Source organism: Aminobacter sp. Piv2-1 (assembly GCF_037625995.1).
Lineage (GTDB): Bacteria > Pseudomonadota > Alphaproteobacteria > Rhizobiales > Rhizobiaceae > Aminobacter.
The window spans coordinates 99,936-111,527 of sequence record NZ_JARKMU010000012.1 but is presented as its reverse complement, the minus strand read 5'-3'; the positions used below and the strand labels follow the sequence as shown (position 1 = coordinate 111,527).

10 protein-coding genes and 1 pseudogene are annotated in these 11,592 nt (G+C 63.6%); 4 read left to right on the top strand and 7 right to left on the bottom strand.

Features of this window, described 5'->3' with window-relative positions; all coding sequences use genetic code 11:
* Nucleotides 1-73: 73 nt before the first annotated feature.
* The gene (locus AmiPiv_RS20550) at nt 74-820 is read left to right on the top strand and encodes a helix-turn-helix domain-containing protein (protein WP_340040378.1); all 747 of its coding nucleotides are present in this window, start codon (nt 74-76) and stop codon (nt 818-820) included.
* 81 nt (nt 821-901) lie between these two features.
* Here the strand turns inward: AmiPiv_RS20550 and AmiPiv_RS20545 are convergent, their stop codons facing one another.
* From AmiPiv_RS20545 to AmiPiv_RS20515, 7 genes and pseudogenes are all read right to left on the bottom strand, one after another.
* A complete protein-coding gene (locus AmiPiv_RS20545; protein WP_340040376.1) occupies nt 902-1,960 on the bottom strand; it encodes a tellurite resistance/C4-dicarboxylate transporter family protein in 1,059 nt (352 codons plus the stop codon).
* 53 nt (nt 1,961-2,013) lie between these two features.
* A pseudogene (locus tag AmiPiv_RS20540) lies at nt 2,014-2,686 on the bottom strand (Crp/Fnr family transcriptional regulator).
* Between the two features lie 299 nt (nt 2,687-2,985).
* A complete protein-coding gene (locus tag AmiPiv_RS20535) occupies nt 2,986-3,363 on the bottom strand; it encodes a hypothetical protein (protein WP_340040374.1) in 378 nt (125 codons plus the stop codon).
* A 14-nt stretch (nt 3,364-3,377) separates the two neighbouring features.
* Entirely contained in the window at nt 3,378-4,070 is a 693-nt protein-coding gene (locus AmiPiv_RS20530; protein ID WP_340040372.1) for an ABC transporter ATP-binding protein, read from the bottom strand.
* Nucleotide 4,071: 1 nt separating this feature from the next.
* Nucleotides 4,072-5,205, bottom strand: coding sequence for an ABC transporter permease (locus tag AmiPiv_RS20525; RefSeq protein WP_340040370.1), 1,134 nt, complete (start codon nt 5,203-5,205; stop codon nt 4,072-4,074).
* A complete protein-coding gene (locus AmiPiv_RS20520; protein WP_340040368.1) occupies nt 5,202-6,350 on the bottom strand; it encodes an efflux RND transporter periplasmic adaptor subunit in 1,149 nt (382 codons plus the stop codon). Before AmiPiv_RS20520 ends, AmiPiv_RS20525 begins: the two co-directional genes overlap by 4 nt.
* A gap of 3 nt (nt 6,351-6,353) precedes the next feature.
* Nucleotides 6,354-6,932, bottom strand: coding sequence for a TetR/AcrR family transcriptional regulator (locus AmiPiv_RS20515; RefSeq protein ID WP_340040367.1), 579 nt, complete (start codon nt 6,930-6,932; stop codon nt 6,354-6,356).
* A 169-nt stretch (nt 6,933-7,101) separates the two neighbouring features.
* Between AmiPiv_RS20515 and AmiPiv_RS20510 the strand changes: the two genes are divergently transcribed.
* From AmiPiv_RS20510 to AmiPiv_RS20500, 3 genes are all read left to right on the top strand, one after another.
* Nucleotides 7,102-8,025, top strand: a complete 924-nt coding sequence (locus AmiPiv_RS20510; RefSeq protein WP_035032907.1) for a LysR family transcriptional regulator — start codon at nt 7,102-7,104, stop codon at nt 8,023-8,025.
* 186 nt (nt 8,026-8,211) lie between these two features.
* The gene (chrA, locus tag AmiPiv_RS20505; protein ID WP_340040364.1) at nt 8,212-9,447 is read left to right on the top strand and encodes a chromate efflux transporter; all 1,236 of its coding nucleotides are present in this window, start codon (nt 8,212-8,214) and stop codon (nt 9,445-9,447) included.
* Between the two features lie 116 nt (nt 9,448-9,563).
* Complete coding sequence (locus AmiPiv_RS20500; protein ID WP_340040362.1) at nt 9,564-11,525, top strand: cation-translocating P-type ATPase; 1,962 nt, start codon at nt 9,564-9,566, stop codon at nt 11,523-11,525.
* The last annotated feature ends 67 nt before the right edge of the window (nt 11,526-11,592 follow it).

Below are 11,592 nucleotides of genomic sequence, written 5' to 3'. Positions count from 1 at the left end.
ACAGTTATGGATTGATATTAATTAATCCTATAATTGACATTTATCAATTATAGATATGGATGGGATCCGGGTGATGAACAACCGTGAAAAGCCGGAACTGCGTCGTCTTCCGCTGTTTCGGGAAATGACGACGCCGACATTCGACAGCCTGATGAAGACTGCCTATTCACAGACCTTTCCGCCGCAGCTGGAATTGATCAGGCAGGGTGAATACGCCGATTTCCTGCATGTCATCATCGATGGATCCGTCGAACTGCACGCAAGCTGGAACGGGCGCAACACGGTGATGGGTGTAGTTCAGCCGGTTTCAACTTTCATTCTGGCTGCTTGCGTGTGCGACGCGCCCTATCTGATGTCCGCGCGCACACTCGAACGCGCGAAGATCGTCATGATCCCGGTCGCCGACGTGCGCGTGGCCTTACGCCGCGACCCCGACTTCGCCATGGCGGCCATGCGCGAACTGGCCAATGGCTATCGGGGTTTCGTGCGCCAGACCAGGAATTTGAAATTGCGAAACTCGGTCGAGCGGCTTGCCGCCTATATATTGTACCGATCCCGCTATGAGGGTGATGCAGACAGCATCGTTTTGCCGGTGGAAAAGCGCCATCTGGCTTCATATCTGGGGATGACGCCGGAGAATCTCTCCCGCTCGATCAGAACCTTGCAGGCCGATTGCCTGACGGTCCAGGGGATGCGTCTCACCATAACCGACCGAACTCGCCTGATGGCGGTGGCGGCGCCGGATTCCCTGATGGATGAGCCTGTCGAAAATCCCACAAAGGCTGCGTTTTCCCGACAGGCCGAGTTGGGGCAAGCCTGAGCGTGACGTCCAGTAACGCTGGCGACCGGGATTAGACCGTCCGCTCCGACTTTATGCACTGTATTCCGCAATTGCGGCGGCTCAACGCCACAAAGGTCGCGCCAGTGTATACAGCATGCCAGCGAAAGTGACGGCCCAAGCCAACAGCGCAATATAGAAGAAAACGTGTGTCAGTTCACTTAGAAAGCCGAACTCCATGGCTCGATCAAGGTGCCAGGTGCAGGCGGCATACATGCCGAGGGGGAATACAGCACCCCAATAAAGCGGATCGTAGCGCAGCGGGAAGCGCTTATAGATGTGACGCCAGACGCCCAGCAGCAGTAACATCGGGATCCACCAGGTGCCGGTCGCCCAATAGAAAATCGTGAAGCCCTTCAGGAAGGGAAGCAGCGAGGCGAGGTAGGGCGCCTGTGGCGCGTTGAGGATTAGCAGCGAACCCGCCAGCGTCGAGATCGCCATTGCGCCCATATTGATCCAGTAGGGCGGTGACAGGTCGCCAGGCGAAAAGTGGAAGAAGGCGTAGCGGTAGAAGATCAACGCCATCATCCAGATGTAGAGCATGCCGCCCCACAGCCAGGCAGATAGTGCAAAGAAGTTGAGCTCCAGCCTGTATGGCTGGCCGATTCGTGCTGCCAGCAGCGCGCTGGACACCGACAGCGCCTGTGTAGCCACGACGGCCAATAGCCAGCCGCCATTGATACCCTTGTCGAGCGTCGGCTTGTCGCGCTTGACGGTGAAGGCCGTGAAGATGGTGTAGGTGAGGCCAAGCCACAGCACCACGGCCAACACCCACAACGCCTTTCCGGCGACGAGGTCCTCACGCAAGACCATGAACTGGCTAGCCAGGATGCCGGTGCCAGCGACCGCCGTGAAATAGCCGGGTCCGGTCAGATGGGTGAACATGTCACCGAAAAACCGCGCCGGATAGCGCCAGGCCCGGAGGGCGTAGAGGACGCATAACAGGCCGTATTGTCCGATATTCAGGTAGAAAAGGCTCGATGCCAGCGGGCCATACTCCATCATGTGCGCCGCCAGAGAAATGATGCCCGTGGCCATCACGAGACCGAAATAGGCCGGCGACATATCGGCGAGGCCGAAGCCCGGTCGCTCTGGCTGTGAATTGCTGATCGCGCTGGTCATCGCCCGGCCACCATCCATCGCAGCCTTTGAAATCTGGCCTTGTCGCCCGGCATCTAATTCCCGGCTCGTGCATTCAAGCGCCGGAGGTCAGGCACAATGATCAGACGATTGTTCTCGATGCAGATGATCTTGTCGTTGCGTAACCGCGTCAACTGGCGACTGACCGTTTCGATGGTAAGGCCGAGGAAATCGGCAATGTCGGCCCTGGTGAGCGGCAGATCGAAACGTGCGAAGTTACAGCCTGCCTTCCCGGATGGCTCGGCATGACGGGTAAACATCAACAACAGGCTCGCAATCTTCTCGCCCGCCGTCTTGCGGCCGAGCGTCACCATCCAATCGCGCGCTTCATCCAGTTCGTCGAGCGCCTGCTTGTAGAGCCGGCGTTCCAGTTCTGGCGATTCCTGCATCATCCGTTCGATGGCTTCTCTAGGGAAGGAGCAGAGTACGACTTCTGTGGCGGCTTCCGCATTGAGCTGACTCTCGGCTCGAAATGGTCGGCCGAGGAAATCAGGGGCGAACTGGAGGCCCGTCGGACAGCGTCTTGGTCAGCTTTACCACACCCGACAGGATATTGGCATATCGGTCGATCCGCTCAGCCTCACCCAAGAGAGCAGCCCCGCCTTCAACTGCGGATTTGCGCGAAGACCTGACCAGTTCGTGGAGCTGATGGCAGTCCAGCGTACTGCAAATGCCCTTGTTACGCCCCTCGCACGAGGCGCATAGCATGGGAACGGCATCTTTTGGGATATCCCTGCGCACGACATTGCCACCTTTAGGGTCACTATAGCATCTTCAATCCTAGCATGCCCCGCGTTAGTTCGTCTTACGCACGTGGTCTTTGCGTAAGGTCAAGTATACCGGATTGACGATGATGGTTTGTGTGAAAGTCTTTGGCCGTATTCCTGGAGCATTTACACGATCTGGTCGGCAGAAAATTCAGGTAGTTCCAGCCCAGAGATTTCACCATATCGAGATACTGGACGTAGCGAATGCCTGTCGACTCGCCAGCGCAGTCGTCGCGAGCACTATCTTGGCCATCGGATCTTTACCGCAACTGTCGAAATAGCAACCCAGATGCCGAGCCGCAGGACCATCGCGGCCATCGTGCGGCTCTCGTAGGCCCCGCCGCGCCAGACGTGCCAGAGGAAGAAAGCAAGGACCATGGCCGTGGTCGCTGCGATACCGATGGACAGGGCAGGCGCCCAGGCCGCGCCGCGCCATAGTCCGATCCCTGCCAGCAGATAGGCGAAGCCGGCCACGAAGTTGAACCACAGCACGAATGGAACCACCGCTCCCATATCAGCGCCGCCGAAGAGCGCGCGGCCGCCCGAAATGACGGTGGCCAGGCCAAACACGACCGCCACACCGGAAGCGATGGAACGAAAGAGCGGTCTTGCGGTCATGGTATTCTCCTGTGTCATGCGTCGGCCAGCCTGCCGTCGCGCAGGTGGATTAGGCGGTCGAAACGGTCAAAAATCTTCTCGTCATGGGTGACGGTGACGATGCAGGCTTCCTGCTCAGCGGCAAGCTTGCGCAACAGGTCCATCACCAGCCCGGCCCGCTTGCCGTCGAGCGCGGCGGTCGGTTCGTCGGCCAGGATGATGCGGGGACGGTTGGCCAGCGCCCGCGCAATGGCCACCCGCTGCGCCTCGCCACCTGACAGGAGTGCCGGCTTGGCCGCGGCGCGACGGCTGACTTCAAGATAATCGAGCAGTTCGCGCACTCGTGCCTGACCCATATCGACCGACCAGCCGGCGAGGTCGAGGACCACGGCGACGTTCTCCTCCGCGGTCAGGAAAGGCAAAAGGTTATGCGTCTGGAAGATGAAGCCGATCTTGTCGAGCCTGAGCCGCCGCAGGTCGTGCCGCAGCCATTGCCCGTCGAACACCGTCTCGCCGTCCAGCGTCACCTTGCCCGCCGATGGCGCGAGGATGCAGCCGATGACGTTGAGCAGCGTCGTCTTGCCGGAACCCGACGGACCGAGCAGCGCGATCACCTCGCCGGCACGAACCTGAAGATCGATATCACGCAGCGCGTCGACACGGGTTTCGCCCTCGCCGAAATGCTTGGCCACACCCTTCACGTCGATCAGGATTTCGCCGTCCGTCATGTCAGCTTCCCAGAGCCGTAGCCGGATCGACCTTCATCGCAGCCCGCACGCCAAGGCCCGAGGCGGCGATGCAGACGGCGAAGATAATCCCGGCCAGCACCATTGCGTTGAACGGCTCCAGCACCACCCGGCGCGGGAAATAGTCCTTCACCGTCAGGATCAGCACGAGCCCTATCCCCCAGCCTGAAGCGCCGAGGATCAGCGCCTGCTGCACGATCAGCCCGATGATGGTGCGGTCGGGGGCGCCGATCAGCTTCAGCGTGGCGATCTGCTTCAGCTTCTCCATCGTCATCGTGTAGATGATAAGCGCGATCACTACCGCTGAAACACTGAGCAGGATGCCGAGAAACAGGCCGATTTGTCGCCGCGCCAGATCGACCACCGAGGAAACCAGAATGTCCTCCTGCTCGGCTTGCGTCAGCGCCGCCAGATGTTTCCACTGCCGCACGGTCGCGGTCAGCAATTCGACATCCGCGCCCGGCGCTACCCGTGCGATCACGGCCGCGACCGAGGCGGACTTGACCGAAACGGTGCCCCGCGCCGCCTGAACGCGCTGCGCTGCCGGGTCAAGCTCTGTCTGTAGCGCCATCGCGTCCGCCAGCGTGATATAGACCGCCGGATCGCCGCCCGCGTTCATTGCCCCTTCGACCAGCCCGACCACGATGAAGCGGTTGCGCCCGAGACGGATCGTCTCGCCGGTCAGAAGACCGGTCTTGCGATCTGCCACCAGTTCGAAGTGGCTTGTGCCGATGCCGCGTCCCTCGGCGATGCGCTGCGGGCCGCCGGGATGTCCCGGTTCATAGCCGATGACGTAGAGCCGCAGCGAAGCGCCGGCATGGGCAGCCTCGATGTTCTGGAAATTGATTGCGCCGGCTGCGGCCACGCCGGGCATCCGCGCCACGGCGTCGCGCGTTGTCAGCGGGATGTTCGAGGCTTCGGCGAACGGCCCCTTGGTGCCGCTCTCGACCACCCAGACGTCTGCTGCCGGCGCCTTCACGACCGCCAGCGCATCGGCGACAAGGCCGTTATAGATGCCGATCATCGACAGCACGACCGTCATCAAGAGCCCCAGCCCGAAACAGGTGAGGACGAAGCGGAACAGTCCGTGGCGTATATCTTTGAGAGCAAGGTTCATGGCGTTGTCCTGGTCCGCGCCCGCCGCCCCTCGGTCGCGCCTTGCGGTATCCGGGCGACGATGGCGGCACCTTCCGGCAGGCTGCCCATGACCTCGACCCGGCCACGATCGTCGCGCGCGCCAAAAGTCAGTTCAGCCTGTTCCAGCCGTCCGTCCCGCACCAGCCAGACCCGGCCGCGATGCCCGTCGAAACCGGTGATCGCCACCTCCGGCACCATCAGAGCACTGTTGCGGTTGCCGGTGGTGATGCGCACTTCGGCCTGTTCGCCGAGATACATCGGCTGGGGGCAGTCCGTGCAGGTCAGCCAGATCCGGCGTTCCTCATTCACCCGGTCGCTTTCAAGACCGATGCGGGCGATGATGCCTTGGAACTCAGCCTGCGGCTGCGAGCGCAGCCGGATCGTGCCGGGCTGGCCAAGCGCAAGCTGGCCGGCGCGCTCCTCATCAACATAGGCCTGGATCCAGACCGTTTCGGGAGCAATCAGGGTGAAGATCGGATCGCCGGCCCGCACCACTGTTCCCGCTTCAGCATGGCGCGTAACGATCACCGCGTCATAGGGTGCGGTCAGAAGATGACGGGCGAGAAGGACCTTCTCCTGTTGCAGGGCTGCCGCCGCGTCCGTGCCCTGAGCACGGATCACCGCCACATCCGCCTCGGCGACCGCCAGATCGGCATGGGCCACGTCCTCGTCACGCTGCGCTTCCTCGGCGCGCTGGATCGAGGTCACATCGCGCTGCGCCAATCCCTGCTGACGCTGATTTGCCGTCTGGCGCTGCGCCAGTACGCTGCGGGCACGCGCCACCGTGGCCTCGGCGCGGGCTAATGCGGCGACATTGGCCGCGACAGCAGCGCGGGCACGGGCGGTACGCGCCTCCTGCTCGGCTGGATCGAGGGTCGCCAGTTCCTGCCCCCTGACTACTCGGTCGCCGACGTCGGCGGCCAGCCCGGTCAGGGCAGCCCCAACCTCAAATCCAACCCGGCTGAGAATCCGTGCCTCGACCGAGCCGAGGCCGTAGATGCGCAGGGCTACATCCTGCTCTGGTTGCACCACGCTGACCGTGATCGGCCGCTCCGTGAGGAACAGCACACCCGCGCCCAACACCAGAACCGCCGCTACCGCACCGTAGATCCACCGACGTCCCATGGCCTAATCCTCCTTCGCGGCCAGTAGCCGCAATTGCACGTCGAGGAGCCGCTTTCCTTCCCCGATCAGGGAGAAGTTGCGCGCCCCGAGCGACCAGCGGATCGCCATCCCCTGAACCAGCGACGTCAACAGAACGGCGGCATCCTCTGGGGCGACTTCGCGGCGCAAGAAGCCAGCGTCCTGACCGCGAGCCAGTTCGGCCACGATCAAACCCTGAAACTTCATCAACAGGCCGCGAAAGGCCGCGCGCAAATCCTCATTGCCGACATTCAGCTCGCGTGAGAACAGCAGCATCGGCAGCGCCGGTGTTGCCGCAATCTGGCCCAGTTGCGCGGCCATCAGCGCCTTGACCCGGTCGATGGGGTCATCAGTCCCAGCCAGTGCCCGTTCCCATTCCATAGCCAGTTCCCCGGCGACATGATCCGCCACGGCAAGCCACATTGCGGCCTTGGTCGGGAAATGCCGGAACAGGGCTGCCTGGCTGACGCCTACGACCGCTGCGGTAGCACCTGTCGTCACCCGGTCCGGCCCGATCCGGTCCGCCAGGTCGAGGACGGCCGCGACGATTTCGGCCTTGCGCAATTCCGCGGATTTTCGCATAAAGTACCTAGTAAGTGAGCAATCACATACTTAAGTGGAGCAATGATCGTGGTCAAGCTTTTCTGACGGGGCAAAGCGAACGCGCGGTGTTACTGGCCAGATGTCGACAAGCTGCCGGCAGTGGGAGCAGATTTGCAAAGGGTGATCCTTCATGGATGCACAGAACCAGAACTGGGACGATCTGCGCTTCTTTCTCGCCGTTTCCCGGGCGGGCACGCTGTCTGGAGCCGCACGCAGCCTTGGCGTAACGCATTCGACCGTGTTTCGCCGTCTCGGCGCCTTCGAGGAACGTCTGGGCGTCCGGCTCTTCGAGCGGTTGCCGGACGGCTATGCGCTGACGGGCGCCGGAGAGGCCATGCAGGAGACCGCCATCCGGATCGACGAGGAAGTTATCGCCCTGTCGCGACAGGTGACCGGACAGGACCAGCGCCTGAGCGGGCTTATCCGCATCACAGCCATCGATATGCTGGCGATCGGGTTATTGCCGTCGCATTTGGCGGCCTTTCATGCAGCGCAGCCAGGGATCGAATTGGAAGTGATCGTTTCGGACACTCCCCTGGACCTGACCCGACGCGAGGCCGATGTCGCACTGCGCATCGGCAACACGCCGCAGGAAATATTGGTCGGCCGGCGTGTCGGCCGGCTGGCCTTCGGAGCCTATGCCTCGGCAGAACGCGCCGCTCAGGGGATTGATGAGGATCTTGCCGGTAACGACTGGATCGGCTTCGGCCGGTCACATGGAGCGATCGGCCGTCAGTTGGCAGATTGGCTGCCGACGATACGGCCGATCTATCGCACCAACTCGATCTCGGCCGCGATTGCCGCGGCAAGGGCCGGAATCGGCCTTGCGCCGCTGCCTTGCGCCGTAGCCGACCGCACCCCCGACCTTGTCCGCATCGCCCTGTTTCCGGAAGATTTCCGGCTCGATCTGTGGCTGCTGACCCATGAGGATCTGCGCAACACCGCCCGCATCCGTGCCTTCATGGATTTCATGGCCAACGCGCTCGCCACCGACGCCGACGTGCTGGAGGGCCGTCGTCCGCAGGCTGGTCCTCCCCGGACAACCACGCCATGATTCATCCGTTATCTCTCTTGCGGGGTGCGGTCCTGTGGACACTACTTGCGATGCTGAGGCAACGACGAGGGGCGTGCTTTGGCGGTCACCTGTCTGTTCCATTGCCCCACTACAGGGACAATGATCGCATGCGGCCTCTCAGGGCGTCTGGCGAGTCCTGGAAATCGCGAGCATCACGGAGAGATCATGCCCGCCAATGACACGCTGGATGTTTTGACTCAGCGCCAACGACAAGGAACACCCGGCGAGGTTCTAGCCGCCTTCCTGAAACTGGGCCTCACCTCCTTCGGTGGACCGATCGCGCATCTGGGCTATTTCCGCGAGGAATTCGTCGCCCGGCGCGGCTGGATCGACGATCGTGGCTATGCCGATCTGGTCGCGCTGTGCCAATTTCTTCCCGGCCCAGCATCAAGCCAGGTCGGCTTCGCATTGGGCTTGCAGCGTGCCGGACCGGCAGGTGCGCTGGCCGCCTGGCTCGGTTTTACCTTGCCTTCCGCCCTGCTGTTGATGGTGTTTGCGCTCGGAGCGGGGGCGTTTTCAGGCCCGCTCGGCATCGGGGTGCTGCATGGGTTGAAACTGGTGGCGGTGGCCATCGTGGCGCAGGCTGTCTGGGGGATGGCGCGCACGCTCTGCCCCGACCGTTCACGCCAGACGATCGCGCTCGCCGCCGTCCTGATGGTGGTGCTGATCGGAGGCGCGACGGGCCAGCTGGGTGCAATCCTGTTCGGTGGGCTCGCCGGGCTCTGGCTTTGCCGGGACACGCCGGGAGCGCCGGGTGAAGCGCTGCATTTCCCGGTCTCGCGACAGGCGGGGATAGTCGCGCTCGCCCTGTTCTTCATCCTGATCTTCGGCCTGCCGCTGGCGGTGGCGCTGTTTCCCGCGCAGGGCTTGGCAGTGATCGACGCCTTCTATCGCGCCGGTGCTCTGGTGTTCGGCGGCGGCCATGTGGTCTTACCTTTGCTGGAAGCCGAAGTGGTTCGCCCGGGATGGGTCACGCCCGATGCGTTCCTGGCTGGCTATGGCGCGGCCCAGGCGGTGCCGGGGCCGCTGTTCACCTTCGCCGCTTATCTCGGCATGCAGCTCGAACCCGGCCCGAACGGGATCGCCGGCGCGACGCTTGCCCTTTTTGCGATCTTCCTGCCTGGCTTCCTGCTGCTTGTCGGCGCGCTGCCGTTCTGGAACACACTGCGCGCACGTTCCGGTGTGCGGGCGCCGATGGCAGGGGCGAACGCTGCGGTGGTCGGCATTCTGGGCGCTGCGCTCTACGATCCGCTCTGGATCAGCGCGATCGGTTCGCCCTACGACTTTGCGCTGGCGCTGACCTGCTTCGTGGCCCTGATGAGCTGGAACCTTCCGCCCTGGCTCGTGGTGTTGATCGCGGCTGCCGGCGGCGCGATCCTGGAGGTAAGCTCGATGTCGTGATGGAAAAAGAATAGCGACCAGGAGCCTGATCGACCAGACCGATCGCCAGCCCATTTGGCGCATCATCGTCGGTCTCCCCAGCCACTGCCGCCCTCGCGGCCAGCCAGGAACACAAATTGCAAATCGATCTTTCTTCCGACCGCTTTATGACAGCATTGACCGGCATCACGCTTGCCGGGATGGCGCTGGCGACTGTCGATGCCTTTTTGAGCCCCGGTCTATGGGGACCGGTCGGGCTCGTGCTGGTCTATCTGGCCGGTGGTGTGCCGACCGGGGTCCGGGCCCTGACGTCGCTCTGGCGCGAGCGGGTGCTGGACATCGATCTTCTGATGATCGTGGCAGCCCTTGCCGCCGCGGCGGTGGGTGCTGCGCTCGAAGGGGCGGTGCTGCTGACGCTGTTCAGTCTCTCGACCACGTTGGAGCAGCGGGCGATGGGCCGGGCGCGCCATGCGGTCGAGGCGCTGATGGCGCTGCGTCCGGACACCGCGCTGAGACGCGACCCAGAGGGCGCCGTCACGGAAGTTCCGGTGGGCGATCTCGTGGCCGGCGATCTGGTGGTGCTGCGCCCCGGTGCGCGCGTGCCGGCCGATGGAGAGGTGGCCGAGGGGGAGGGATCGCTCGATGAGGCGACGATCACCGGCGAATCCATGCCGGTCGGCAAAGGCCCCGGTGCGAAGGTGTTCGAGGCCACGGTGAACCTCAACGCCGTGTTGTTGGTCCGCGTCACCCGCCCGGTCGCGGAAAGCACGGTGGCGCGGATGATCGAACTGGTGACAGAGGCACAGGCCGCGCGCGCTCCTTCCGAACGGTTCAGCGCCTGGTTCGGCCAGCGCTACACCATCGCGGTGCTGGTGGGCGCGGTGCTTGCTTTGGCGATATTCCTCGCACTCGGCTGGACAATGCAGGATGCGCTTTATCGCGCCGCGACGCTGCTTGTCGCGGCCAGCCCCTGCGCTGTGGTGATATCGGTCCCGGCCGCGATCCTTTCGGCGCTGGCGGCCGCCGCGCGCGGCGGCGTGCTGTTCAAGGGCGGCGCGGCGCTGGAGACGCTGGCCGATGTCGATATCTTCGCCTTCGACAAGACCGGTACGCTGACCACTGGCAAGGCCGAGGTGACGCAAGTGATGGCGTCGGAATCGGGAGCACAGGCCGAAGAGCGGTTCCTGTCATTGATCGCTGGTCTTGAGGCGCATTCCGAACATCCAATTGCCGATGCGATCCGCCGCCACATCGACGAAAAAGGCATAATCGCCGCCGAGGTGCGCGATGTCGAAACCGTGCCCAGCGAGGGCATTGTCGGGCAGGACGCCGCAGGCCCGCTCTGGGCCGGCAATCCGCGCATGGCGGCACGCATGGGTGCATCGCTCGACGCACCCGAATATGCGCAGCTAACGGACGGAAGCCAGACCGTGGTGTGGCTGGGGCGGGGAGATCGGGTCTATGGTGCGCTCACCGTTGCCGACCGCCCGCGCGAAACCTCGGCCGCCGGACTGGCCGCGCTCAGGGCGGCGGGGGTGGGCACTATCGCCATGATGACCGGCGACCGGCGCCCTGTCGGCTTGCGGATCGCCGCCGAACTCGGACTGGAGGCAAAGGATGTCCATGCCGATCTGTTGCCCGAGGACAAGGTCCGGCTTGTGGGCGAGCTTGCAACGAGTGGAAAGGTGGCGTTTGTCGGCGACGGGGTGAACGACGCCGCCGCGCTGGCGCGAGCCGATGTCGGCATCGCCATGGGAGCCGCCGGCAGCGACGTCGCCTTGCAGGCGGCCGATGTGGCGCTGTTGTCGGAGGACATGGCCCGCCTTGCCGCCGCCCATCGGCTGGCGCGGCGCACCCGCCGGATCATCCGTCAGAACCTCATTTTCGCCATCGGCATGATGCTGCTTCTGGTCGCCTCGAGCCTGTTCTTCGCCCTGCCTCTGCCGCTCGCGGTCGTCGGACACGAAGGCGGCACAGTGCTGGTGGTGCTGAACGGCCTCAGGCTACTCGCCGACCCGATCCGGGCGCGCAGTGCGACCTCACTGCGACGCCAACCCGACGCCGGCCCTGTAGAGCCTTCATACCAGTCAGGGGCTTGACCGGATGACGGCTATCCCGCTCGAAACGCGCGTAGATGAGGAACCGACCGCTCTTCAGCAGGCGTCG